The organism is Streptomyces sp. NPDC002853, from assembly GCF_053591915.1.
Genome location: NZ_JBSFUS010000008.1, coordinates 360,583 through 383,165 on the forward strand (window position 1 = coordinate 360,583; position 22,583 = coordinate 383,165).

Here is a 22,583-nt window from a genome sequence, read left to right on the forward strand (position 1 = left end):
AATGCATACAGACTCGGTCAGGAGAGGAACCATGGCGGACACGGCACCGCGGGCAATGATCCGCACGCAAGGACGTAAGGCCTTCGCCACGTTCGGCGTCCGCCCGTCCGGCACGCGCCACCCCTTGGTGGCCACGGCCATGGTTCTTCCTCTGGCGGCCCTGCTGGTGGTCGTCTTCGGCGGCTGGGAAGCAGTGGTCACACAGGCGTCGTCCGTGGGCGTGATGCTGGGGCGCTGAGCGGCGCCCCAGGCCCGGATGAGCGGTCCGGGCGGGGACATCCGGCCAGGAAACCCCGTGGGGACGGGGGTGCGGCGGACGGCACGAGAAATGCCCGCGCAGCTGGGGAGCTGCGCGGGCATTCCTTTGTGCGGGGACGGTTCAGCCCGGCCGGCGTCCGAGGCCATCTTGTACGGGGGCCAGGGGCGGAGCTACGAGGCCCAGGGGCCAAAGCCCCCTGGCTTCGGGAAGGGCCGGGATGGGGGAGGGAAACCGGCCATCAACCCCCGTCCACCCGATGCGTACGCTCACGGGGAACGCCGATCGACGCACCCGGGGGATCCGTGACCACCTTGCTGACCGCGCTGACCGCCCAGGTCCGCCGCACAGCCCACCACACCCCGTGCGTATGCGCTCCCGAAGCCGCCGTCCTCGCGGACCGGGACGACGCCACCGTCGTCCGGCACGGCGGCACCGTGGCCAAGGCGCACGCCCCCGGCACGGACCCCACCGATCTCGCGGCCCGCCTAAAGGTCGCCGCCGCCCTGCACGGCACCCTCCTCCCTCCGCTCGGCGAGGCGGCGATCGCGCTCCACGGACGGCTGGTCACCCTCTGGGAGGCCGGCACCCCGGTGGACCGCGACGACCCCGACGCCGCCCCTTGGGAAGCCGCCGCCACCCTCCTCGCCCGCCTGCACACCACCTCCCCGGCGCAACTCCCGCACCCGCTCCCGGACATGCGCGGCCCCGCGAAGGCGGCCCGGGCGATGGCGCGGATGCGGGCCGCGGGACCGCACCCCGCGGCGGCCCCCGTCGAGCGCGCCTGGGCCACGCTCCCCGCCTGGGCACGCGCCGAGGCTCCCGCACCGCTCCCCAAGCTCCTGTGTCACGGCGACCTGCACCTGGGGCAGCTGGTCCGCACGGCCGAGGGGCGCTGGCTGCTCATCGACGTCGACGACCTCGGCCTCGGTGACCCGGCCTGGGACCTGGCCCGCCCCGCGGCCTGGTACGCCTGCGGTCTCCTCCCCGCGGACGAGTGGACCCGCTTCCTCGCCGCCTACCGCGCGGCACACGGCCCGGCGGTCCCGGCGGACGGCACGGACCCCTGGCCCGCCCTCGACGTACCGGCCCGCGCCCTCACCGCGCAGACCGCCGCCCTGGCCGTCGCCAAGTCCGTCAAGGAGGACCGACCCCTGGACGAGATCGAGCGTGCGGTGGTCGACGCCTGTGATCGAATGGCCGCCCTCCCGCCGGAGTTGGCCCCCACCACCACGAAGTAGGGTGCAACGCACCGAAGCCGGGCAGAGTTCCGGCGAAGCAGTCACGACCGGCGAGGAGTTGAGCCGACCATGCAGTGTCCCAAGTGCCATGCACCGATGCACACGTACAACCGCAATGGCGTCCAGATCGAGCAGTGCAGCGGTTGCCGCGGGATATTCCTCGACTACGGCGAGCTCGAGGCCCTGAGCCGCGTCGAGTCCCAGTGGGGCGGCCAGCAGGCCCCGCCACCGCCGCCGGCCCCGCAGGGCTACCCGGCCGCTCCCGCCCCGGCGTGGGGCGCTCCGCAGCACGGCGGCCACCACGGCGGTCACGGCGGACACTACGGCCACAACAAGCGCCACAAGAGCTTCGGCCACATGCTCTTCTCCTCCTGACCGGAGGGAACGACGAAGCCCCCGGCCGTGGGAACGGCCGGGGGCTTCGTGTGATGGTGCGCGATACTGGGATTGAACCAGTGACCTCTTCCGTGTCAGGGAAGCGCTCTCCCGCTGAGCTAATCGCGCGGGTCAACCTGCGTGTGCTGCGTACTGCATGTGATGCCTACTGCGTGCGCGATACTGGGATTGAACCAGTGACCTCTTCCGTGTCAGGGAAGCGCTCTCCCGCTGAGCTAATCGCGCGGGGATCCTTGCGGACCAAATCTTCGGTTGTGCTGCGTGCGCGATACTGGGATTGAACCAGTGACCTCTTCCGTGTCAGGGAAGCGCTCTCCCGCTGAGCTAATCGCGCTTGGAGGTGGAGACGGGATTTGAACCCGTGTAGACGGCTTTGCAGGCCGTTGCCTCGCCTCTCGGCCACTCCACCAGGAGTGCGGGGGTTCGGGAAGATCCCCCACTTCCTGCGAGCGGACGACCAGGTTCGAACTGGCGACCTCAACCTTGGCAAGGTTGCGCTCTACCAACTGAGCTACGTCCGCTTGTCTTTCCCGGCCCGCTTGCGCGTCCCGGCGACGTGTTGAACTCTAGCGGATTCCTGGGCCAGTACAAAAACGCGTTTGCGCAGCGTGCTGCGCTGTCACCGGCCCGGGGCGCGACCAGGACGCCGGTCATAGACTCACAGGCGTGCACAGCGCCCCTCAGATGTCCTCCCGGCCGCCCTCCGGGGCGTCCCTGCCCATGGCGCGCTTCGGCGGCCTGCTCGCGACCGGCCTCAAGGACGTGACCAGCGATCCCTCGGCGCTGGAGACCCGCGGCTTCTGGGCCGTCGCCGCCGACTTCGAGGGCGGCCTTGTCTGTGCCCGCTTCGACGACGTACGGGCTGAGCCGGTGCCCGCGCCGGTGCCCGGCGCGTGGCGGGGGCCCGCCGCCGGTGACTGGACGTCGTCGCTCGACCGCGCCGCGTATGTGGACGGTGTGCGGCGCGTGCGGGAACACATCGCGGCCGGGGACGTCTATCAGGCGAATCTCTGCCGCGTGCTGTCCGCGCCGCTCGCGGACGGCGGGCACGGCGCGGACGTCGACGCCCTGACCGCGCTCCTCGCCCGCGGGAACCCCGCTCCGTACGCCGGAACGATCCGCCTGCCGGGACACGGCGTCGAGATAGCCACGGCCTCGCCCGAGCTGTTCCTGCGCCGCGCGGGACGCGTCGTGGACTCGGGGCCGATCAAGGGCACGGGCCGGACCGAGGCCGATCTCCTGGAGAAGGACTACGCCGAGAACGTCATGATCGTGGACCTCGTCCGCAACGACCTCGGGCGGATCTGCGCGACCGGCTCCGTGACCGTGCCCGACCTGTGTGTGGTCGAGAAGCATCCGGGTCTCGTCCATCTCGTCTCCACGGTCCGGGGCGAGCTGCGCCCCGATGCCGGCTGGCCCGAGCTCTTCGCCGCGACGTTCCCGCCCGGTTCCGTCACCGGCGCCCCCAAGTCCAGCGCCCTGCGCATCATCGACGCCCTGGAGACCGCGCCGCGCGGCCCGTACTGCGGCGGCATCGGCTGGGTCGACGCCGACCGGGGCACCGGAGAACTGGCCGTCGGCATCCGCACCTTCTGGATCGACCGCGCGGAGGGCGTGCTGCGGTTCGGCACCGGCGCCGGAATCACCTGGGGCTCGGATCCCGAGGGGGAGTGGCGGGAGACCGAACTGAAGGCGGAACGGCTGCTGGCGGTAGCGTCGGGAGCGTACGAAGTGAGTGGAGGGACCCCTTGGTGAAGATCTGGCTCAATGGCGGACTGCAGGACCTCGAGACGGCCCGTGTCTCCGTGCTCGATCACGGGCTGACCGTCGGCGACGGCATCTTCGAGACGGTGAAGTCGGTCGAGGGGCGGCTCTTCGCGCTGACCCGGCACCTGGACCGGCTCGCCCGTTCGGCCCGTGGTCTCGGCCTGCCCGAGCCGGACCTCGACGAGGTGCGCGCCGCCTGCGCCGCCGTTCTCGACGCCAACCCGATGCCGCTGGGACGGCTGCGCATCACGTACACCGGAGGCCTCTCGCCGCTCGGCTCGGACCGTGGCGACCAGGGTCAGACGCTCGTCGTCGCCCTCGGGGAGGCGCCAAGGCGCCCCGACACGACCGCCGTGATCACGGTGCCGTGGACCCGCAACGAACGTGGCGCCCTGACCGGCCTGAAGACCACCTCGTACGCCGAGAACGTCGTCGCCCTCGCGCGCGCCCACGAACAGGGCGCTTCGGAGGCGCTGTTCGCCAACACGGTGGGTCAGCTGTGCGAGGGCACGGGCTCGAACGTCTTCGTCGTGATCGACGGCGAGATCCATACGCCGCCGGTCGCCTCCGGGTGCCTGGCGGGCATCACGCGCGCGTTGGCCGTCGACTGGACGGGCGCGCGCGAGACCGACCTGCCGTTCGACGTCCTGGCCCGCGCCGACGAGGTGTTCCTGACCTCGACGCTCCGTGACGTCCAGGCCGTCCACCGGGTCGACGGGCGCGAACTGCCCGGAGCGCCGGGTCCGGTGACCGCCAAGGCGATGCGGATCTTCGGCGAGCGCGCGGCGGACGACCTCGACCCGTGAGGGGCCGGGTGACAGCCGCAAGTGCTTGTAATCCTGATGACGCGGGAGCCGCAGGGTGGGTAGAACTCCACTGATGACCACGACCCTGCGGCCGACCGGGCCGCTTCAGCAGAGCGCTGACGGCGCGAAGTCACGCACGTACGAAGTGCGCGTGAACAGCCGTCCTGTGGGCGGGATAGAACTCGCCACGCATCCCGTCTTCGGGCCCGGTGTCGCCGAGATGCGGGATCTGAGCATCAAGGAGCCCGACCGCAGGCGCGGCCGTGCCACCGTCGCGGTGCTCGCCGCCGAGGAGGTGGCGCGCGGCTGGGGCTGCGAGCGGATCGAGGTGGCCGTGCCCGCCGAGGCAGCGGCGGCCCACCGTCTGGCCGTGTCCCTCGGTTACGTCGAGCGCAACCGCCACATGGTCAAGCCCTTGACCGATGTGACGCCCGCGCTGCCGACGGGCGTCGAGGGGCGGCCGATGACCGAGGGCGAGTACGAGGTCTGGCTGGCCCGCGAGAAGGAGGACTACGCCCAGACCTGGATCGAGCGCGGCGTCCCCGAGGCGGAGGCGCGCGCCAAGTCCGACGCCGACCACGCGGACCACCTGCCACAGGGCATCGCCACCCCCGGCACCCGCCTCAGCGTGCTCACCCACGAGGGCACGGCGGTGGGCACCCTGTGGCTGGCGCGGCGCGGCGCCGACGCGTTCGTCTTCGACGTCGAGGTCGACGAGGAGTACCGCGGACGTGGGCACGGCCGGTCCCTGATGCTCCTCGCGGAGACCCAGGCCCGCGAGGCGGGCCTCGGCCGCCTCGGCCTCAACGTCTTCGCGGGAAACACCCCGGCCCTGCGCCTGTACGAGTCGCTGGGCTACGAGCCGGTCATGTACTACGTGTACAAGCAGCTGCTCTAGGCGTCCTGCCCGGAGGGGTGCGAGGAGGCGGTCAGGACGCCGGCAGGTGATCAGGACCCGAGCAGGCCGTCCACGATCTTCTCGACGCGCTCGCGCAGGCCCTCCTGGCTCTTGCCGCCGTCGAGGCGCTCGCCGTCGATGACGTACGTCGGTGTCCCGGTGACGCCGATCGCCTTGCCCTCGGCCTGGTCGGCGTCGACGATCAGGATGTGCCGGCCGTCGACGAGCGCGGTGTCGAACTCCTCCGCGTCCAGGTTTAGTTCACGCGCGGTCTCGACCAGGAAGGGCTCGCCCTCGCGGTCCAGGTCCTCGACCTTGCCGAGCACGGCCTCGACGTACGGCCAGCCCTGCCCCTGCTCGAAGGCCTCCTCGGCGGCCTGGGCGGCGGCGAAGGCGTGCTTGTGCTTTTCGAGGGGGAAGTGGCGCAGCCGCAGGTCCACGCGGTCGCCGTAGCGGGCGCGCAACGCGCGGACGTCGTCGAGGGCGGTCCGGCAGTCCGGGCACTGCAGCTCGCACCAGAGGTCGATGACGAGGGGGCCGGCGGGGGCCGCGGGGGCAGAGTCGCTCATGGTGCCCAGTCTTCCAGCCCCGCGTCCGCCTCCCAACCGGGGCCGGGGGCGGCGACCGGACCCTGCGGAGGAGACGCGACCCTGATATGTCCCTGAAGTCCGCTCGGGGCGTGGCTTGTGGGGGTCCACCCGGTGCAGGATGGAAGGGAGGACAGTGCCAGTCAGGGCCACCGTCCACGCCCGTGCGCCTGGAGGACCGGATGATTGCCGAGACCGTCTGTTCCGCCGTATCCGCGGCCGGCCTCGGCATTGCCGCGATCACGGCCTATCGCAAGCGATTCCTCGCGGCGACGCGCCTTGCCGCCTATGCGCTGGTCCCGGTCGGCCTGGTGATGACCGGCGTCGTCGGTTGGCTGGCGGACACCGCCTTCAGCATGAAGGCGTGGGCGGGCTTCGGGGTCCTCGGCGTCGCCTGGCTGCTCTTCATGATCACGCGCGCGGTGGAGCGCCGCTCCGGAGGCACCCGCAAGGAGCGCAAGGCCGCGAAGGCGGCCCAGCGCGAGGCGGTGGCCCCCGCTGCGTCCGCACCCTCTCTGGGCCAGGGCGCCCGTCCGGCCGCCCAGCCCGCGCAGCGGCCGAAGGCTGCCGCGCCCAAGGAGGACTTCAGTGACATCGAGGCGATCCTGAAGAAGCACGGCATCTGAGAGCGGCCCTCGTCAACAACGGTCCGCGTTCGATGACCGCGACACTCCCTCGTTCGAGTGGACGGCGGTGCCGCCGAGTCTGACGAGATCCGTCGCTGGTCGGCCACCGGCGAAACACGCGGCACGCTGGGCTTTCGCAGGTCACCGATGCCGCGAACTCCCGTGCCCGCCGGGGGCATTGGTCATCCGCACCCCCGGGACTAGGTCATCATCGCCGCGAGATGCTGGACACCGCACCGGGCGATGCCGCCCCGCCGACCGATGAGCGAGCCGCGACGGAAGAGCCCAAGGGCTGTCTGTTCGCGCTCTCCCAGCCACCCCTGATGATCTTCCTGGCGGTGATCGGCGTCCTGATCCTGATGGGTTCCCTGCACGATCTGCTGGGGCTGTAGCGGGCGGCGCCGCGGGCGACGCGGCCGGGGCTCAGCCCGCCGCTTCCTTGCGCCGGGCCCGGTAGGCGGCGACGTGCAGCCGGTTGCCGCAGGTGCGGCTGTCGCAATAGCGGCGCGAGCGGTTACGGGAGAGGTCGACGAAGGCGTGCCGGCAGTCCGGGGCCTCACAGCGCCGCAGCCGCTCCTGCTCGCCGGCGACGACGAAGAACGCCAGCGCCATCCCGCAGTCCGCGGCGAGGTGGTCGGCGATGGAGGCGCCGGGCGCGAAGTAGTGCACGTGCCAGTCGTAGCCGTCGTGATCGGTGAGCCGGGGCGTGGTGCCCGCCGCCGCGATCAGTTCGTTGATCACCGCCGCGGCGGCCTGCGGCTCGGGCGCCGCGAAGACCTCCTGGAAGCGGCCGCGGATGTGCCGGACGCCGGCCAGGTCACGCTCCGTGAGTACGCCGACGTCACTTATGTCATGGCTTCGTACGAACTCGTTCAGGGCTGCCAGGTCCGGGAGCCCCTCCGTGTCGGTGCTCGCCGCGTCCGCCGCGTTCGCTGCGTTCTTGTCGTCCGGCGCGGTGTTCACCAGATCGACCACGGCGTCGAGTGCGCACCGGGTGTCGTGGGTGATCAGCACGTTTGCTCCCTGGCCTGGGGGTAGTGGGGCCTGCCCCGCTCATTGAGAGCTTGGAAGGGTGCCCGCCGATGCTGGCCGATGCTAGCGGCTTCACGACAGGACACACCGGCGCCGTCCCCGCGGGAACCCGCGGCGACGGCGCCGGTGTGTCTGCTGTGTGCGGTTGTCGTGCCCGAGCCGTCGCCCCGAGTCGGACGGCGCCGGGCGCTCTCGCGCGGCCTGGAGCTAACTTTCGGCCAGGATGTGCGAGAGCTCCGTATCCAGATCGAAGTGGCGGTGTTCCGTTCCGGGCGGCACGGCCGCGTCGGTTCGCTTCAGGAACGATTCCAGGGCCCGCGCCGGGGCCTCGAGCAGAGCCTCACCCTCGGGGGAACTCAGGGCGATGCAGACGACGCCCTGACCGTGGCTCCGGGACGGCCAGACTCGGACGTCGCCGGTACCGGTGGGCCGGTGCAGGCCCTCGGCGAGGAGGTCGCGGGCGAACACCCACTCGACGGTTTCCTCGGCTCCGGTGTGGAAGGTGGCGTGCACGGCATAGGGATCGGCCGTGTCATACCGCAGTCCTGCGGGTACAGGCAGTGAGGACTCGCTCGACACAACGAGGCGCAGGTGCAGCTCGCAGCTGACCGTGGTGTTCATAAGCGCCAGGGCCTTTCGCTCAGTGTGCGCTCGGGGATTCGCACGTCGGCGAAATCGACATGCCACCTACGGTGCCGTTGTAAACCCCTCTGAGGGTTTTGGGTGTCTTTAGGTAGCTCGTACGGCGGGTTGTTCGTTCGACGGGTACAGCCATTCCAGTGACGGGTTTCCGTCCGGTAGGGTTTGGCCGTATGAATACGGGGAGTAACGAGCCGGGGGTTGCCGAAACAATCGCCGGTACGAAGGACGAACAGCCGCTCGGATCGCGTGCGCCGGAGTACATCCAGGCCCGCAAGGCGCTGCACCTCAGCTGGCAGGTGGGCGTGTTCATCGTCGGCCTCGCCGTGGTTGCCGCGGGCATCGTCATGCTGCCGCTGCCCGGGCCCGGCTGGCTGGTGATCTTCGGGGGAATGGCGATCTGGGCGACCGAGTTCGTCTGGGCCCAGCTGGTGCTTCGCTGGACGAAGCGGAAGGTCACCGAGGCGGCGCAGCGTGCGCTCGACCCCAAGGTGCGCCGCCGGAACATCATCCTGACGACCGTCGGTCTGGTGATCGTCGCCGTGCTCGTCGCGGTCTACGTCTGGAAGTTCGGCCTCGAGATGCCATGGAAGATCAAGGAGTGACCTCCGGGTGACTCCACGCTCGTTGAACGGCGGTCGGAGGCACCCGCTGACATGCGGTAATGTTCTCCGTGCGCCCGGGGCGATTAGCTCAGTGGGAGAGCGCTTCGTTCACACCGAAGAGGTCACTGGTTCGAACCCAGTATCGCCCACCCCGGAACTGCGGCCCGGAGGCTTTTAGCCTCCGGGCCGCAGTCGTATTCGCTCCATTTCCCGGGCGGCCGAAGGAATTTGATACTCCGTCGGCTGCCGAACGGGAAAAGCGGAGTCAGCGCATTCTGCCGAGAACGTCACGGACCCGGCGTGCGTCGCGCAACCGCTGTTCGTACGTCGCGCCGATCGCGAGGAGCAGAAGTCCGGCGAGTGCCGGCGGCAGCCAGCGCGGCAGGGCGTCCACCACTTGGACGATGTAGGGCGCCAGTTCGTGCAGGGCGTCCAGGGCGAGGACCGTGCCGCCGAGCACCAGAGGTGCCTGCATCCGGTGCCGGGCGCCCGCCAGCGTGATCAGCAGGGCCGCGACGCCGAGGAGCAGCGGCCGCTGCCAGTGCGGGTCGCTCCAGGCGGCGACGAGGCTCGGCAGGAGGGTCGCGGCGAGGCCGGGCCCGTACGCCGTCCAGGAGGTCGTCTCGGGGGCGCGGCGGCACCGCAGGGCTCCGATCAGGAGCGCGGGGGCGGTGACCGGCAGGGTGTAGGCCTCGGGGGTCCCGACGTCCCAGGCGGCGAGGCGGACCCAGCTCGCCAGGATGAACAGCACCCCGGCCGCGTAGCCGACGGGGCGGCGGTCCGTGCGGAGTGCGGTGCCCGCGGCGATGAGACCGCCGAGCGAGAGGGCCAGGGCGAGGGTCGTCGCGTGCCCCGCGGTGAGAGTGATCGCGAGCCCGCCCGCGGCCGCCCCGGAGATCTCGACCGGCCGTGTCAGCGGATGGCGGCCGAGCCGGGCCGCGGCGAGGGCGGTGAGCGCCGGGACGACGAGGGTCAGGAGGCCCGTGTGGTCCGCGCGCAGGCCCCCGGCGGCCCCCGAGGCGCAGGCGAGCGCGGTGGCGTACGTGACGGCGGCACAGGTGGCGACAGGCGCGACCCCCGGCACGGGCGCCGGGCGGCGGGCCGCGAGCACCGTGGCCGCCAGGAAGAGCGCCGTCAGGGCGGCCAGAGTGCCGAGCGTGGCGGACGTGGTGGCGAGGCCAAGGAACGCGACGCTCACCGAGGAAGCGACCCCCAGGCCCAGCGAGGTGAGAGCAACCACCCGCGAGCCGACACGCGACGCGACGGCGAGCAGGGCTGCGGTGAGCACTGCACAGGCCGATACGCCCGCTGAGTAAGGGAGTTGGAGCGCGGACGGCAGCACGATGAGGGCGGCCCAGACGAGGCCCAGGGCGGCGGACCGGGGGACGTCGGGGCGGTTCAGGGGCGATGCGGTGGGCTGCTCGGGGGTGGGATCTGCGGAGGGGGTGGCGTGCGGGGGGCTCGGGGGAGTGGATGGTGCAGCCGGGGTGGTTGCGGTGGGTGTGAGCGGGTTCGGGGGTGTGGGGGCGGGTGGTGGTGTTGCTCGTTGCTCGGTTTGTGGGGGCAGGAGGCGGGGGATTGCGAGCAGGACGCCGGCGACGGTTGCGAGTACGAGTGAGGCCATGACGGGGTGCTGTATGGACAGTTCGGGCATCAGGGATGCTTCGCCCATGTCCCGCGGTGCACCCGACCAGATCTTCCCGGCCCAGCTGACCGGCCCGGCGAACGCCGAGACGAACGCGGGCAGTGCCCACAACACCGCGAGCGCGTGCACCACGAGTCCCGCACCGGCGACCCCGCGCACGACCGGCCGCGGCAGCGCGGTGCGGACGACCGCCAAGAGCGCGACGGCACACGCCAGATAGGCGGGGACAGTCCAGGCGGAGGGCAGTACCTCACGCAGCACGCCACCGGCCGCCGCCGTCACGAGCAGGCCGCCCGCGAGCGCGGCACCCGTGGCCCGCGAGGGCTGGGCGATCCGCCGAGCCGCCACCAGCGCGATCGACGCTGCCAGCAGCAGAAGCGCTCCCGCCCGCGCCGCATCGGGCAGATCCGACGCCGACCAGGACAGGTGGCCGGCACTCAGCGCACCCCACAGGCCCGTGGCGCAGGCGCCCACGGCCGCGACGACGCGGACGGCCGGCGCGCTCACCCGCAGCGCGACGGCGACATCGAAGGCCGCCGTCACCAGAAGCGCGGCCCCCGTCCCGTGGACATCCGCGTCCGCCGCGAGCGCCCCGAGGAAGAGCGGGAGTTGCGCGGTCGCGACGGCCAGCGGCAAGGGCAGCCGCAGCTCGTGGAAGACGAGGCCGTACGCCGTCCACAGCCCGGCGAGCACGGCGGACGCGGTCGCCGTGTAGCCGAGGGCGTCCGTCCGCGGCAGGGCGACGGCATGGAGGGCGTACGCGTCCAGGACGGTCAGGGCGAGGCCGAGCGCGGCCACCGTCTCCGCCGTCGAACGCAGCTTCCGGCGCAGCAGCAGCGCGGGCGCGCCGAGCGCCGTCAGTGTCACGGCCGCCAGGACGGCGCCGCGCCCGCCGATGCCCAGGTGCCCCCAGCTCACCAGCGTGAAGGCGATCGCAGAGATCGTCAGAAGGATGCCGCCCAGGGTGAGCAGCGCGTTCTGCACGTTCGGCGGTGTGGCCTCGGGGGCGCGGACCGGCCGCGCGGGAGCGGGCGCGGGAGCCGCGGCCGTCCGCAGGGCGCCCAGGAGCCAGGCGCGGCGTTGCAGCAACTGCGCCCTGCGCGCGTCGAGATGTCGCAGCTCGAGGTCGAGGATCCTGAGCTCCTCGGCCGGGGGCGGAATGTTGGTCATGCCGGGGAGTGTGGTCCGGGACACAGCGACAGGCATCGGTGCGGATACTCAGGACGTACTCAGATCGGCGCCCTACCGGCAGACTCGGTCCATGGACTGGAGCCACTACCGCTTCCGCAGCATCTGGAACGTACCCGCGCCCCCCGCCGACGTGTACGCGGCCCTCGAACGCGCCGAGGACTATCCGGCGTGGTGGCCCCAGGTGCGGGAGGTGACGCCCGTCGACGAGCGCACCGGCACGGCCCGGTTCCGCTCCCTGCTGCCGTACGACCTGTTCGTCACCGCCGAGGAGCGGCGCCGCGACCCGGCCGCCGGGATCCTGGAGATCGCGATGACCGGGGACCTGGAGGGCTGGGCGCGCTGGACCGTCACGGCGGTGCCGGGCGGCACACAGGCGCTCTACGCGCAGGAAGTGGTGGTGCGAAAACCGCTGATGCGACGCCTCGCCGTACCCGGAAGACCCGTCTTCCTCCTCAACCACGCGCTCATGATGCGCGCGGGTGAGCGCGGCCTGAGGGCGCACCTCGGGCCAGGCTGACGGTTCTCGCACAAGCGGTTTGAAGGAAACCCGCGAAGACCTGTATTGTTCAGTCCGTTCCCGGGCGATTAGCTCAGTGGGAGAGCGCTTCGTTCACACCGAAGAGGTCACTGGTTCGAACCCAGTATCGCCCACCCGGAGAATGCCGGTCCGTCGTCGACGGACCGGTTTTTTCATGCCCGCGGACAGCAGTCGACGGGCGTCGATCGTCAGGCCGCGGCCGGGAGTTCGGGGCGCAGCGGCCACGCGGGATCCACCGCCTCCGGCGTACCGCTGCGCGCGAACCAGGCCTGCAGGCCGCGCGCCTGCGCCGCGTGCCACACCGCCTGCAGCGCGTGCAGCTCGGCCGCCGAGAGCCGTTCGAGGCGCGAGGCGAAACGCTGCCCCACGGCACGTACGACATCCAGCGCGGCCTGCGCGTCGGCCGCCGCGTCGTGCGCCTCGTCCAGCTCCACCGCGTAGTGCGCGCACAGATCGGTCAGCGTGCGACGGCCCTTGCGGTAGCGGTCGAGCTGCTTGTCCAGGACCCGGGGATCCAGGACGCACAGGGGTGAGCCCGCCATGTAGTGACCGAGGGACGACGCGCGGTGCCTGCGCAACTCCCGGTCCAGGATCGTCAGGTCGAAGGGAGCGTTCATGACGACGATGGGGCGGCCCGCCGCGCCCTGTTCCGCCAGCTCCCTGGCTATCTCCTCCATCACCGGCGCGGGCCAGCGGCCGTTGTGCTGCAGATGTTCCTCCGTCAGGCCGTGCACCGCGGTGGCGCTCTCGGGCACCGGAACGCCCGGGTTCACCAGCCAGCGAGTGATCCGCGGGCGGGTGCCCGCGCCTTGCTGGACGACGACGGCGGCCGACACAATGCGGTCGGTCTCGACGTCGACGCCCGTGGTCTCCGTGTCGAATGCGGCCAAGGGCCCCTCGTACCAGCACGTCATAGTGACGCAACTCCTCGATCATGTCCGGCAGATGGCTTTCCTCCCCTGCCCACACCGGTGATACCCGGGCCGTTTGCGCTGTACGCGGCCCGGAGACAACAGAGGTACAGGGCTTGGGAATTGACCGGCCCGAAGCGGGGATTCACTGGTTCGGAAGGCTCGTTGGACATGGCGCTCGCGCGGCCCGAACAGGGTGGGCTGCTGCCCGAGCGGATCGCACCGCCGCGCGGCACACTCGCCACCACCGCCTGTATGGAGACCCTTCAGGTGGGCTATCTGCACGCCGTCGCCGCGGCGGCGGGGTGCTCGCTCTCCCAGCCGTTTCCGGACAACGGCATCGACTGGCACGTCAGCCACAGCGCCCCCGGGCACACGGTCGATGACGAAGTCACCATCAAGGTGCAGCTCAAGTGCACGTACCAGATACCACCGAACCCGGCGGGTCCGGCCTTCTCCTTCACGCTCGACAACCCCCACCTGGAGAAGCTCGCCCGCACCCCGGTCTCCGTGCACAAGATCCTGGTCGTGATGCTCGTGCCCCGGTCGCGGGACGACTGGCTGCGCGCGGGCCACGACCGGCTCGACCTGCGGCACTGCTGCTACTGGACCAACCTCGCCGGACACCAGGTGACCGGCCGGCGCAGGACCACCGTGCGCGTCCCGACCTCGCGGATCTTCGACGACAAGGCCCTCTGCGAGATCATGACGCGGGTAGGGACGGGAGGGAGACCCTGATGCACCGCCCGATCGAAGAGCCACTACGCCCCGTTCGCCCGCACCCCGTGGAACCCGCGGGCGACTGGGCCGCTCAGGCGGCCCCGCTTGGTCCCCCCGATCCCTCTCAGGTCGATCCCGCCGTGCTCGGCGCGCTGCTCGGCCGGCACGGCTGGCATCGGCGCGGGGGAGCGGTGGGGCGCTACGCCCGCTGGACCCCGCCGGGCCCCGGTGGTGGCGGCACGAGTCTGCTCGTGCCCGAGAGCAGGGCCTTCCCCGACTGCGAGGACCTGCTCGGCGAGGCGCTCACGGCCCTGGCGTGCAGCGCGTCGCCGTCCGCGCGTGACGTGCTCGTCGGGCTCGCCGTGCCCAGCGACGAGATCCGCTGGTGGCGCGATGTCCCGGCGGGTCCTGCGGGCGCCGCGACCTGGACGGCGGAGGAACAACTGCGGGCGGCGGCACGGCAGATGCTGCTCGCCGGGGCCCTCGCGGCGCGTGGTCGTGCCGGGTACTACGGGGCGCGGCACCGCGGTCCCGCCGCCGCGTCCCTGGACGGCGTCCTGGTCGGGCCCGCTCCCGGCGGGCGCCGGCTCACCGCGTTCGTGCCCGTCCTGGCCGGGCGGCTCCTCGCGGTGCGGCTGCACCAGGCGCTGTACGCGGTTCGCGAGGCCGTCGACTACCGGCGGGCCACCGGGGGCATGGACGCCTTCGACGGCGCCGTGGAGGCGGGCGTCAGCCATGAGCTGACGGAGGCCGTCGTGGCGCTGGTGCGGGGCACGGAGGGGGCCCGGGTGGCCGTGGAGTGGGCGCCGGCCGCCGGGGTGCCCGAGGGGTGCGCCGTCGATGCCGGGCCCGTCGAGTTCTCGCCCGGTGACCTCGCGGTGCTCAGGGAGGCGAGCGCCCGCTATCTGCGGGACGAGCCGGCGATGCCGGTGCGGATCACGGGGGCCGTGGTGCGGATGCGGCGGTCGGGGCCGCGGGGTGAGGGCACGGTGCGGGTCCGGGTGCTCGCGGGCGCCGACGTCCCCAACGTACGTATGACCCTGGACGAGGAGTCGTACCGCATCGCGGGCCATGCCCATCTGGTGGGGCTGCCGATCCGCGTGCACGGGCGCCTGGAGAGCCGGGGCGGGTTCCGGCGGCTCACCGGGGCCTGCGGGGTGGTGCCCGTGCAGGTGGACGAGGGGGAGAAGGACCGCCTGATGAAGTCGCTCCAGGAGAACCTCGACTTCTTCGAGGAGGCGTGCAGCGGGGACTGAGGCGGGGGCGGCCGAGGCCCGGGGGACAACCGTTTCGCGGTGGGCGCCCCCGGCTCGGTACGATTCGTTTCGCGTGCAGGAGCAGATCTGCCGCGACCCCCTTCAGGTAGGAGAAGACCGGTGTCAGACGTCCGTGTGATCATCCAACGCGATTCCGAGCGGGAAGAGCGCGTGGTGACGACGGGCACTACGGCCGCCGAACTCTTCGCCGGAGAGCGCACCATCGTCGCCGCCCGCGTGGCCGGCGAGCTGAAGGACCTCGCGTACGCCGTGCAGGACGGCGAGGAGGTCGAGCCGGTCGAGATCTCCTCCGAGGACGGCCTGAACATCCTGCGTCACTCCACCGCGCACGTCATGGCGCAGGCCGTGCAGGAACTCTTCCCCGAGGCCAAGCTGGGCATCGGCCCGCCGGTCCAGAACGGCTTCTACTACGACTTCGACGTCGAGAAGCCCTTCACGCCCGAGGACCTCAAGGCCATCGAGAAGAAGATGCAGGAGATCCAGAAGCGCGGCCAGCGCTTCTCGCGCCGCGTCGTCACCGACGAGGCGGCCCGCGAGGAGCTCGCCGACGAGCCGTACAAGCTGGAGCTCATCGGCATCAAGGGTTCCGCTTCGAGCGACGACGGCGCGGACGTCGAGGTGGGCGGCGGCGAGCTGACCATCTACGACAACCTCGACCCGAAGACCGGCGACCTGTGCTGGAAGGACCTCTGCCGCGGTCCGCACCTGCCCACCACCCGGAACATCCCGGCGTTCAAACTGATGCGCAACGCGGCGGCGTACTGGCGTGGCAGCGAGAAGAACCCGATGCTCCAGCGCATCTACGGCACCGCCTGGCCCACCAAGGACGAGCTCAAGGCGCACCTGGAGTTCCTCGCCGAGGCCGAGAAGCGCGACCACCGCAAGCTCGGCAGCGAGCTGGACCTCTTCTCCATCCCGGAGCAGATCGGCTCGGGCCTCGCGGTCTTCCACCCCAAGGGCGGCATCATCCGCCGGGTCATGGAGGACTACTCGCGGCGCCGCCACGAGGAGGAGGGGTACGAGTTCGTCTACACCCCGCACGCCACGAAGGGGAAGCTCTTCGAGACCTCGGGCCACCTGGACTGGTACGCCGACGGCATGTACCCGCCCATGCAGCTCGACGAGGGCGTGGACTACTACCTCAAGCCCATGAACTGCCCGATGCACAACCTGATCTTCGATGCGCGCGGGCGTTCCTACCGTGAACTGCCGCTGCGCCTCTTCGAGTTCGGCACGGTGTACCGCTACGAGAAGTCGGGTGTCGTGCACGGTCTGACCCGTGCCCGCGGCTTCACCCAGGACGACGCGCACATCTACTGCACCAAGGAGCAGATGGCGGACGAGCTGGACAAGACGCTCACCTTCGTCCTGAACCTGCTGCGCGACTACGGCCTGACCGACTTCTACCTCGAGCTGTCCACCAAGGACCCGGAGAAGTTCGTCGGCTCGGACGAGATCTGGGAAGAGGCCACCGCGACACTGCAGCAGGTCGCCGAGAAGCAGGGCCTCCCGCTGGTCCCGGACCCGGGCGGCGCCGCCTTCTACGGCCCGAAGATCTCCGTGCAGTGCAAGGACGCCATCGGCCGCACCTGGCAGATGTCGACCGTGCAGCTGGACTTCAACCTGCCGGAGCGCTTCAACCTGGAGTACACCTCGCCGGACGGCAGCAAGCAGCGTCCGGTGATGATCCACCGCGCGCTCTTCGGTTCGATCGAGCGGTTCTTCGCGGTGCTCCTGGAGCACTACGCGGGCGCGATGCCGCCGTGGCTCGCCCCGGTCCAGGCGGTGGGCATCCCCGTCGGGGACGCGCACATCCCCTACCTCCAGGAGTTCGCGGCCGAGGCCAAGAAGAAGGGTCTGCGGGTCGAGGTGGACGCCTCGTCCGACCGCATGCAGAAGAAGATCAGGACGCAGCAGAAGCTGAAGGTCCCCTTCATGATCATCGTCGGTGACGACGACATGAACGCGGGCACGATCTCCTTCCGCTACCGCGACGGCTCGCAGGAGAACGGCATCCCGCGCGAGCAGGCGCTCGCCAAGCTCCTGGACGTGGTGGAGAGCCGCGTACAGGTGTGACCTGAGACAGGGGGCCCCCGGGACGTTCAGCGTCCCGGGGGCCTCTTGTCGTCCTCCCGCGCGAACACCTGCAGCAGCCACGACGAGAACGACCCCGTCACCGCGCCGAGCAGCGCGAGGCCGCAGAGCATCATGCCCACCGCGATCAGGCGGCCGAGCGGCGTCACGGGAGTCTCGTCGCCGTAGCCGACGGTCGCGAGCGTGGCCGACGCCCACCAGACCGCGTCCCCGAAGGTGCGGATCGTCGCCCCCGGGGCCGAGTGCTCCTGCTGGTAGACGGCCAGCGCCCCCGTGAAGCCGAGGAGCAGCGCCGAGAGACCGGCGTACGTGACCACGCGCGCGTGCAGCGCGAGCCTCGGCCGCCCACGCCTGCGCTGGACGGCCTCGTAGACGTGCACCACGCGCAGCGGCCGCAGCAGGGGCAGCACGAGGACGAGCGTGTCCAGGAGGTGTCGGCGCACGAACCGCCGCCCCTGCCCGCTCAGCCGCCACCGCACCGCGTAGTCCACGGCGAACGCGGCCCAGGCCGTGAGGAGTACCACGAGGCAGATGCCGCGCCAGGCCCGGGGCAGCCCGGAGGCCAGGACAAGGACCGCGTACGCGGTCAGGTAGAGCAGCGAGGCCACGCCGAGCGGCGCCTCCGTGCGGTTCTCCCAGCGTGCCTGACGGCTGTCATCGCTCATCGGTCCAGCTTCGCCGTGCTGTGCCCGGCGGGCGCCCCGCCGACACGCTTCGATCGGACCAAGTCATATGCTGCACTGCATGACGAGTGAGCCGGAGCAGCAGATCGGAGTGGGGACGCAGGACGCGTTCCAGCGCCTGTGGACGCCCCACCGGATGGCGTACATCCAGGGCGAGAACAAGCCGAGCGGTCCGGGCGCCGACGACGGCTGTCCCTTCTGCTCCATCCCGGCGAAATCCGATGAGGACGGTCTCGTCGTCGCGCGCGGCGAGCACGTGTACGCGGTGCTCAACCTCTACCCGTACAACGGCGGCCACCTGATGGTTGTGCCCTACCGCCACGTCGCCGACTACACGGAGCTGACCGCCCCGGAGACGGCCGAACTCGGTGAGCTCACCAAGCAGGCCATGACGGCGCTGCGCACCGCGTCAGGCGCGCACGGATTCAACATCGGCATGAACCAGGGCACCGTGGCGGGCGCCGGCATCGCCGCGCACCTGCACCAGCACATCGTGCCGCGCTGGGGCGGGGACACGAACTTCATGCCGGTCGTCGGCCACACGAAGATCCTGCCGCAGCTGCTCGCGGACACCCGCAAGATGCTGGCCGACGCCTGGCCCGCCGCTCTCTGACGCGCCTCACGCGTCGTACACGTCCGCCTTCCTCGGCATCGGGTCCTGGACCGCGCCGCTGAGGAAGCCGGAGCGGGTTCCGAACTTCTCCGTGGCCACGCCGTTCTCCTCGAGCACCCTGATGGCCGCCGAGTGCACGACGCGGAGCACGGGGGTGGCCGCGCGCAGCGCGTCGTCGGCCATGAAGCGGTGCCGCCACGGCTTGTCCGCCCAGGCGTGCCGCAGGCCGAACGGCTCGGGCAGCACCAGCTTGCCTCCGAGGTGGTCCAGGATCGGCGGATACCAGGTGAAGGGCGCCCGCACCGCGAGGCGCACGACCTCGTCGGCGTCGACCAGCGGCAGCTTGCGCTCCGTGGTCTCCCAGAACTTGATGGGCTTGGCGACCTTCTTGACCTTGGGGTCGGGCTTGCTGGTGAACAGTGAGTGGACCGGGCCGAGCGCGTGGCCGGTGACCTCGATGCGCAGGGTCTCGTGCAGGACGGTCACCGTGATCAGCATCGTGATGACCAACTGGCCGTCCCAGAGCGTGAACTGGACGCCGAGATAGTGCCGGTTACCGCTGCCGAACTGCTGTTCGTTGCAGATCCGCTGTATCTCGTGGCCGCGGACCTGATAGGCCTCGACCTCCGTGCCGCCGGGGCGGGCGACCGCCTTGGCGTTCTCCCCGATGGGCGAGACGATCCAGTGCTTTATCGACGGGGTCGGGAAGCCGCCGGTGTGCAGCGGGCCGCGTTCGAGCAGGCGCAGCTGGTCGTGCACCGACCGTATGACGTCCCAGCTGCGGAACGGATGGATCTCCGTGCCCTCCTTGGCGGAGACCAGCTCCTCGGCAAGCTGCCAGCTGCCCCAGCGCGTGCCCATGCCCAGTATTCCCTTGGGGCCGGCGTAGAAGACCGAGTTGCTCTGCTGCTCCGCCGACAGGCGCGCGAGCCCCTGCCGCAGCTGCTCGGCGGCCGTCTCGCCGGGGCTGCCCGGCACCGCCTCGGGGATCTTGGCGCCGATGCCGCCCCCGGAGAGCAGGCTTCCCCAGCGCTCGCGCAGGTCCCGCGCGGTGCGCTCGGCGATCAGCTTGGCCCAGAACCAGCCGGCCACGGGAACGACGATCGCCGCGCGGATGTACCAGCCGAGGAGGCCGCCGATCGGCAGCTTGATGAGAAAGATCACGGCGAGCACGCCCACGGCGACCAGAACGGCCGTCGCGATGGCGCTCGCCCGCTTGTTGTCCCGCTTGACGACCGCCTGCTTGGCCGTGAAAAGCAGCAGCCATACGAGCAGTCCCGGCAGGAACAGCAGCCCGCACAGCACCATCACGACCGTGAGCCAGCGGTCGCGCTCCTTGCGGATGTTGTTCGCCGCGAGGCAGTGCTCGACGATCGACTGCGGCTCCATGCCGAAGGACTGGATGAGCGGCTTGCGGGCACCGCCGAGCATCCTGACCTGCACGGCCCGTGCGAACGCCTCACCCAGATTCGGTGCGAAGAGCGACCAAAGCCCTTCCTTCACCTCGGACTTGTGCCATTCGTTGTTGGCGTCGAGAATCTTCGACACCTTGTCGTCGCGGTACGCGGCCGACGCGAGGGCGTGGGTCGCCGCCGTCTGTCCTGCGGCCCCGGACAGCGGGACCTGGGCCCCGGGCCTGAAGTCGAATACGTCGTCCGCCACTGCCGCCCCCATCGCCGCCAACTCTCGCTGCTGCGGCTCTTCCCGACTTCCTTGCCCGGCACACCTGTTGATCAGGTCATCAGCGTATCCGGGCGCAGTGACATCCGGCAGGGCGCATCCGTGCGCCCCGCCGGACGACCGCAACTAGGAGACGTCCTGGGCCTGTTCACGAATCCTCTCGGAGAGCTGGGGCGGCATCGGTTCATGGCGTGCGTACGCGCGGCTGAAGCGGGCGGTGCCCTGCGAGAGCGACCTCAGGTCCACGGCGTAACGCCCGATCTCGATCTCCGGCACCTCGGCCCGCACCAGCGTGCGCCCGCCGGGCGCCTGCTCGGTGCCGACCACCCGGCCGCGACGCCCCGAGAAGTCGCTCATCACCGAACCCACGTGATCGTCGCCGACCAGGACCCGCACCTCGGCCACCGGCTCGAGGAGGTGGATCCTGGCGTCGGCGGCGGCCTCGCGCAGGGCGAGCGCGCCCGCCGTCTGGAACGCGGCGTCCGAGGAGTCCACCGAGTGCGCCTTGCCGTCGAGCAGCGTGATGCGTACGTCGATGAGGGGGTATCCGGCGGCCACACCCTTCGCGGCCTGCGCGCGCACGCCCTTCTCGACGGACGGGATGAACTGCCGGGGCACGGCACCGCCCACGACCTTGTCGACGAACTCGATGCCGCTGCCGCCCGGCAGCGGCTCGACCTCGATCTCGCAGATCGCGTACTGGCCGTGGCCGCCGGACTGCTTCACATGCCGGCCGCGCCCCGCCGACCTGCCCGCGAACGTCTCCCGGAGGGAGACCTTGTGGGCCACGACGTCGACCTGCACGCCGTACCGGCTGCGCAGCCGCTCCAGGGCGACGTCCGCGTGGGCCTCGCCCAGACACCACAGGACCACCTGGTGGGTGTCCTGGTTCTGCTCCAGGCGCATCGTCGGGTCCTCGGCGACCAGCCGCGAGAGCCCCTGGGAGAGTTTGTCCTCGTCCGCCTTGCTGTGCGCCTGGATGGCGAGCGGCAGGAGCGGATCGGGCATGTCCCAGGGCTCCATCAGGAGCGGATCGTCCTTGGCCGAGAGGGTGTCGCCCGTCTCGGCGCGGTTCAGCTTGGCGACGCAGGCCAGATCTCCCGCGATACAGCTGCTGAGCGTGCGCTGCTGCTTGCCGAAGGGGGAGGAGAGAGCTCCGACGCGCTCGTCCACGTCGTGGTCCTCGTGGCCGCGGTCGGCCAGACCGTGCCCGGACACGTGCACGGTCTCGTCGGGACGCAGGGTGCCGGAGAAGACCCGTACGAGCGAGACGCGTCCCACGTAGGGATCGGACGCCGTCTTCACCACCTCGGCGACCAGCGGCCCCTCGGGGTCGCAGGTGAGCGCGGGCCGCGCCTTGCCGCCAGGTGTGGTGACGGACGGCGCCGGGTGCTCCAGGGGGGTGGGGAAGCCGCCCGTGATCAGCTCCAGGAGCTCCACCGTGCCGATGCCCTGCCGGGCTCCCTCGGCGGCGGGGGCCGCCGCGAGCACGGGGTGGAAGATGCCGCGCGCCACGGCCCGTTCCAGATCGTCCACGAGGGTCTTGAAGTCGAGGTCCTCGCCGCTGAGATAGCGGTCCATGAGCGACTCGTCCTCGCTCTCGGCGATGATCCCCTCGATCAGCTTGTTGCGTGCCTCCTCGATGAGCGGGAGCTGGTCGTCGCCCGGCTCGGACTCCTTCCGTTCGCCGGACGCGTAGTCGAAGACCCGCTGCGACAGCAGCCCGACCAGGCCGGTCACCGGCGCGTGCCCGTCCGGCCCCTTGGCGCCGTGCAACGGCAGATACAGCGGCAGTACGGCGTCGGGGTCGTCGGCCCCGAAGGCCTCGGCGCAGGTCCGTGTCATCTCGCCGAAGTCAGCGCGGGCCGCCTCCAGATGCGTCACCACGATGGCCCGCGGCATGCCGACCGCCGCGCACTCCTCCCACACCATGCGGGTGGCGCCGTCCACGCCGTCGGCCGCCGAAACGACGAAAAGGGCCGCGTCCGCGGCGCGCAGACCGGCCCGTAACTCGCCGACGAAATCGGCGTACCCGGGGGTGTCCAGGAGATTGATCTTGTAGCCGCCCCATTCGACGGGGACCAGGGACAGCTGTACGGAGCGCTGTTGCCGGTGCTCGATGTCGTCGTAATCCGAGACGGCGGTGCCGTCCTCCACGCGGCCCGCGCGGTTCACCGCCCCCGCGGTCAGCGCTAGGGCCTCCACCAGAGTCGTCTTGCCCGATCCGCTGTGGCCGACCAGCACCACATTCCGTACGGACGCGGGGTGGTCGGCCGCCGTAGCCCTGCCGGCGGCTCCGGGGTGTGCGTTCGCCTTGTCGCCCATGCCTTGGCCTCCCGGTCACGTGCGCGATGAGGAGGCACAGCCCCCTCGGGGAT

At 71.2% G+C, this 22,583-nt stretch carries 22 protein-coding genes and 7 tRNA genes; 16 read left to right on the plus strand and 13 right to left on the minus strand.

Features of this window, described 5'->3' with window-relative positions; all coding sequences use genetic code 11:
* Positions 1–31: 31 nt before the first annotated feature.
* The 3 genes from ACWD02_RS23710 (at position 32) to ACWD02_RS23720 (ending at position 1,872) form a co-directional block, all read left to right on the plus strand.
* The gene (locus tag ACWD02_RS23710) at positions 32–238 is read left to right on the plus strand and encodes a hypothetical protein (protein ID WP_160503827.1); all 207 of its coding nucleotides are present in this window, start codon (positions 32–34) and stop codon (positions 236–238) included.
* A 323-nt stretch (positions 239–561) separates the two neighbouring features.
* Positions 562–1,497, plus strand: a complete 936-nt coding sequence (locus tag ACWD02_RS23715; RefSeq protein ID WP_451214223.1) for an aminoglycoside phosphotransferase family protein — start codon at positions 562–564, stop codon at positions 1,495–1,497.
* Between the two features lie 69 nt (positions 1,498–1,566).
* On the plus strand, positions 1,567–1,872 hold the full coding sequence (locus tag ACWD02_RS23720; protein WP_363210967.1) for a TFIIB-type zinc ribbon-containing protein: 306 nt from the start codon (positions 1,567–1,569) through the stop codon (positions 1,870–1,872).
* 54 nt (positions 1,873–1,926) lie between these two features.
* Here ACWD02_RS23720 and ACWD02_RS23725 read toward each other — a convergent pair.
* The 5 genes from ACWD02_RS23725 to ACWD02_RS23745 all read right to left on the minus strand — a co-directional run bounded on the left by ACWD02_RS23725 (position 1,927) and on the right by ACWD02_RS23745 (position 2,414).
* Positions 1,927–2,001, minus strand: a tRNA-Val gene (locus tag ACWD02_RS23725).
* Between the two features lie 45 nt (positions 2,002–2,046).
* A tRNA-Val gene (locus ACWD02_RS23730) sits at positions 2,047–2,118 on the minus strand.
* A gap of 37 nt (positions 2,119–2,155) precedes the next feature.
* Positions 2,156–2,227 (minus strand) — tRNA-Val (locus ACWD02_RS23735).
* Between the two features lies 1 nt (position 2,228).
* Positions 2,229–2,302 (minus strand) — tRNA-Cys (locus tag ACWD02_RS23740).
* A gap of 39 nt (positions 2,303–2,341) precedes the next feature.
* A tRNA-Gly gene (locus ACWD02_RS23745) sits at positions 2,342–2,414 on the minus strand.
* 163 nt (positions 2,415–2,577) lie between these two features.
* On the opposite strand from ACWD02_RS23745, the gene ACWD02_RS23750 reads away from it, so the two are divergent.
* The 3 genes from ACWD02_RS23750 (at position 2,578) to ACWD02_RS23760 (ending at position 5,364) form a co-directional block, all read left to right on the plus strand.
* Positions 2,578–3,648, plus strand: coding sequence for a chorismate-binding protein (locus ACWD02_RS23750; protein WP_451214585.1), 1,071 nt, complete (start codon positions 2,578–2,580; stop codon positions 3,646–3,648).
* Positions 3,645–4,466: an aminotransferase class IV gene (locus tag ACWD02_RS23755; protein WP_451214586.1), complete on the plus strand. Its 822-nt coding sequence runs from the start codon at positions 3,645–3,647 to the stop codon at positions 4,464–4,466. Before ACWD02_RS23750 ends, ACWD02_RS23755 begins: the two co-directional genes overlap by 4 nt.
* A gap of 73 nt (positions 4,467–4,539) precedes the next feature.
* Positions 4,540–5,364 carry a GNAT family N-acetyltransferase gene (locus ACWD02_RS23760; RefSeq protein ID WP_451214226.1) on the plus strand — a complete coding sequence of 275 codons (825 nt, stop codon included), beginning with the start codon at positions 4,540–4,542 and terminating at the stop codon, positions 5,362–5,364.
* A 50-nt stretch (positions 5,365–5,414) separates the two neighbouring features.
* Here ACWD02_RS23760 and ACWD02_RS23765 read toward each other — a convergent pair whose 3' ends face one another.
* On the minus strand, positions 5,415–5,933 hold the full coding sequence (locus ACWD02_RS23765; RefSeq protein ID WP_451214229.1) for a DsbA family protein: 519 nt from the start codon (positions 5,931–5,933) through the stop codon (positions 5,415–5,417).
* A gap of 200 nt (positions 5,934–6,133) precedes the next feature.
* Between ACWD02_RS23765 and ACWD02_RS23770 the strand changes: the two genes are divergently transcribed.
* Positions 6,134–6,577, plus strand: coding sequence for a hypothetical protein (locus tag ACWD02_RS23770; RefSeq protein WP_451214232.1), 444 nt, complete (start codon positions 6,134–6,136; stop codon positions 6,575–6,577).
* Positions 6,578–6,798: 221 nt separating this feature from the next.
* A complete protein-coding gene (locus ACWD02_RS23775; RefSeq protein ID WP_451214235.1) occupies positions 6,799–6,969 on the plus strand; it encodes a hypothetical protein in 171 nt (56 codons plus the stop codon).
* Between the two features lie 31 nt (positions 6,970–7,000).
* On the opposite strand, the gene ACWD02_RS23780 is transcribed toward ACWD02_RS23775, so the two are convergent.
* Both ACWD02_RS23780 and ACWD02_RS23785 read right to left on the minus strand, forming a co-directional pair.
* Positions 7,001–7,591 (minus strand): CGNR zinc finger domain-containing protein, encoded by a 591-nt coding sequence (locus tag ACWD02_RS23780; RefSeq protein ID WP_451214238.1) that lies wholly within the window; start codon positions 7,589–7,591, stop codon positions 7,001–7,003.
* Between the two features lie 225 nt (positions 7,592–7,816).
* Positions 7,817–8,230 (minus strand): SsgA family sporulation/cell division regulator, encoded by a 414-nt coding sequence (locus ACWD02_RS23785; protein ID WP_003959770.1) that lies wholly within the window; start codon positions 8,228–8,230, stop codon positions 7,817–7,819.
* 191 nt (positions 8,231–8,421) lie between these two features.
* On the opposite strand from ACWD02_RS23785, the gene ACWD02_RS23790 reads away from it, so the two are divergent.
* Complete coding sequence (locus tag ACWD02_RS23790) at positions 8,422–8,853, plus strand: TIGR02611 family protein (protein ID WP_451214241.1); 432 nt, start codon at positions 8,422–8,424, stop codon at positions 8,851–8,853.
* 77 nt (positions 8,854–8,930) lie between these two features.
* Positions 8,931–9,002, plus strand: a tRNA-Val gene (locus ACWD02_RS23795).
* A 116-nt stretch (positions 9,003–9,118) separates the two neighbouring features.
* Here the strand turns inward: ACWD02_RS23795 and ACWD02_RS23800 are convergent.
* Positions 9,119–11,668 carry an SCO7613 C-terminal domain-containing membrane protein gene (locus ACWD02_RS23800; RefSeq protein WP_451214244.1) on the minus strand — a complete coding sequence of 850 codons (2,550 nt, stop codon included), beginning with the start codon at positions 11,666–11,668 and terminating at the stop codon, positions 9,119–9,121.
* Between the two features lie 91 nt (positions 11,669–11,759).
* Here ACWD02_RS23800 and ACWD02_RS23805 point away from each other — a divergent pair, with 91 nt between their 5' ends.
* Both ACWD02_RS23805 and ACWD02_RS23810 read left to right on the plus strand, forming a co-directional pair.
* Positions 11,760–12,206, plus strand: coding sequence for an SRPBCC family protein (locus ACWD02_RS23805; protein WP_451214247.1), 447 nt, complete (start codon positions 11,760–11,762; stop codon positions 12,204–12,206).
* Positions 12,207–12,268: 62 nt separating this feature from the next.
* Positions 12,269–12,340, plus strand: a tRNA-Val gene (locus ACWD02_RS23810).
* Positions 12,341–12,415: 75 nt separating this feature from the next.
* Here ACWD02_RS23810 and ACWD02_RS23815 read toward each other — a convergent pair.
* The gene (locus ACWD02_RS23815) at positions 12,416–13,141 is read right to left on the minus strand and encodes an exonuclease domain-containing protein (protein WP_451214250.1); all 726 of its coding nucleotides are present in this window, start codon (positions 13,139–13,141) and stop codon (positions 12,416–12,418) included.
* A gap of 168 nt (positions 13,142–13,309) precedes the next feature.
* Between ACWD02_RS23815 and ACWD02_RS23820 the strand changes: the two genes are divergently transcribed.
* The 3 genes from ACWD02_RS23820 to thrS all read left to right on the plus strand — a co-directional run bounded on the left by ACWD02_RS23820 (position 13,310) and on the right by thrS (position 17,211).
* Positions 13,310–13,876, plus strand: coding sequence for a DUF4365 domain-containing protein (locus ACWD02_RS23820; RefSeq protein WP_451214253.1), 567 nt, complete (start codon positions 13,310–13,312; stop codon positions 13,874–13,876).
* The gene (locus ACWD02_RS23825; protein ID WP_451214587.1) at positions 13,873–15,114 is read left to right on the plus strand and encodes a hypothetical protein; all 1,242 of its coding nucleotides are present in this window, start codon (positions 13,873–13,875) and stop codon (positions 15,112–15,114) included. The genes ACWD02_RS23820 and ACWD02_RS23825 overlap by 4 nt, the downstream gene beginning before the upstream one ends.
* Positions 15,115–15,234: 120 nt before the next feature.
* On the plus strand, positions 15,235–17,211 hold the full coding sequence (gene thrS, locus ACWD02_RS23830) for a threonine--tRNA ligase (RefSeq protein WP_451214256.1): 1,977 nt from the start codon (positions 15,235–15,237) through the stop codon (positions 17,209–17,211).
* A 26-nt stretch (positions 17,212–17,237) separates the two neighbouring features.
* Here thrS and ACWD02_RS23835 read toward each other — a convergent pair whose 3' ends face one another.
* Positions 17,238–17,894, minus strand: a complete 657-nt coding sequence (locus ACWD02_RS23835; RefSeq protein ID WP_451214259.1) for a potassium channel family protein — start codon at positions 17,892–17,894, stop codon at positions 17,238–17,240.
* Between the two features lie 67 nt (positions 17,895–17,961).
* Between ACWD02_RS23835 and ACWD02_RS23840 the strand changes: the two genes are divergently transcribed.
* Complete coding sequence (locus tag ACWD02_RS23840) at positions 17,962–18,525, plus strand: HIT family protein (protein ID WP_451214262.1); 564 nt, start codon at positions 17,962–17,964, stop codon at positions 18,523–18,525.
* 6 nt (positions 18,526–18,531) lie between these two features.
* Here the strand turns inward: ACWD02_RS23840 and ACWD02_RS23845 are convergent, their stop codons facing one another.
* Both ACWD02_RS23845 and ACWD02_RS23850 read right to left on the minus strand, forming a co-directional pair.
* A complete protein-coding gene (locus ACWD02_RS23845) occupies positions 18,532–20,199 on the minus strand; it encodes a hypothetical protein (protein ID WP_451214265.1) in 1,668 nt (555 codons plus the stop codon).
* Between the two features lie 132 nt (positions 20,200–20,331).
* Complete coding sequence (locus tag ACWD02_RS23850; RefSeq protein ID WP_451214267.1) at positions 20,332–22,530, minus strand: elongation factor G-like protein EF-G2; 2,199 nt, start codon at positions 22,528–22,530, stop codon at positions 20,332–20,334.
* Between the last annotated feature and the right edge of the window lie 53 nt (positions 22,531–22,583).

Coding starts and splice junctions, on each gene's coding strand:
- ACWD02_RS23710 (WP_160503827.1), top strand. CDS start 32: ATGGCGGACACGGCACCGCGGGCAATGATCCGCACGCAAGGACGTAAG.
- ACWD02_RS23720 (WP_363210967.1), top strand. CDS start 1,567: ATGCAGTGTCCCAAGTGCCATGCACCGATGCACACGTACAACCGCAAT.
- ACWD02_RS23750 (WP_451214585.1), top strand. CDS start 2,578: ATGTCCTCCCGGCCGCCCTCCGGGGCGTCCCTGCCCATGGCGCGCTTC.
- ACWD02_RS23760 (WP_451214226.1), top strand. CDS start 4,540: ATGACCACGACCCTGCGGCCGACCGGGCCGCTTCAGCAGAGCGCTGAC.
- ACWD02_RS23765 (WP_451214229.1), bottom strand. CDS start 5,933: ATGAGCGACTCTGCCCCCGCGGCCCCCGCCGGCCCCCTCGTCATCGAC.
- ACWD02_RS23770 (WP_451214232.1), top strand. CDS start 6,134: ATGATTGCCGAGACCGTCTGTTCCGCCGTATCCGCGGCCGGCCTCGGC.
- ACWD02_RS23775 (WP_451214235.1), top strand. CDS start 6,799: ATGCTGGACACCGCACCGGGCGATGCCGCCCCGCCGACCGATGAGCGA.
- ACWD02_RS23785 (WP_003959770.1), bottom strand. CDS start 8,230: ATGAACACCACGGTCAGCTGCGAGCTGCACCTGCGCCTCGTTGTGTCG.
- ACWD02_RS23790 (WP_451214241.1), top strand. CDS start 8,422: ATGAATACGGGGAGTAACGAGCCGGGGGTTGCCGAAACAATCGCCGGT.
- ACWD02_RS23800 (WP_451214244.1), bottom strand. CDS start 11,668: ATGACCAACATTCCGCCCCCGGCCGAGGAGCTCAGGATCCTCGACCTC.
- ACWD02_RS23805 (WP_451214247.1), top strand. CDS start 11,760: ATGGACTGGAGCCACTACCGCTTCCGCAGCATCTGGAACGTACCCGCG.
- ACWD02_RS23815 (WP_451214250.1), bottom strand. CDS start 13,141: ATGACGTGCTGGTACGAGGGGCCCTTGGCCGCATTCGACACGGAGACC.
- ACWD02_RS23820 (WP_451214253.1), top strand. CDS start 13,310: ATGGCGCTCGCGCGGCCCGAACAGGGTGGGCTGCTGCCCGAGCGGATC.
- ACWD02_RS23835 (WP_451214259.1), bottom strand. CDS start 17,894: ATGAGCGATGACAGCCGTCAGGCACGCTGGGAGAACCGCACGGAGGCG.
- ACWD02_RS23840 (WP_451214262.1), top strand. CDS start 17,962: ATGCTGCACTGCATGACGAGTGAGCCGGAGCAGCAGATCGGAGTGGGG.
- ACWD02_RS23845 (WP_451214265.1), bottom strand. CDS start 20,199: ATGGGGGCGGCAGTGGCGGACGACGTATTCGACTTCAGGCCCGGGGCC.
- ACWD02_RS23850 (WP_451214267.1), bottom strand. CDS start 22,530: ATGGGCGACAAGGCGAACGCACACCCCGGAGCCGCCGGCAGGGCTACG.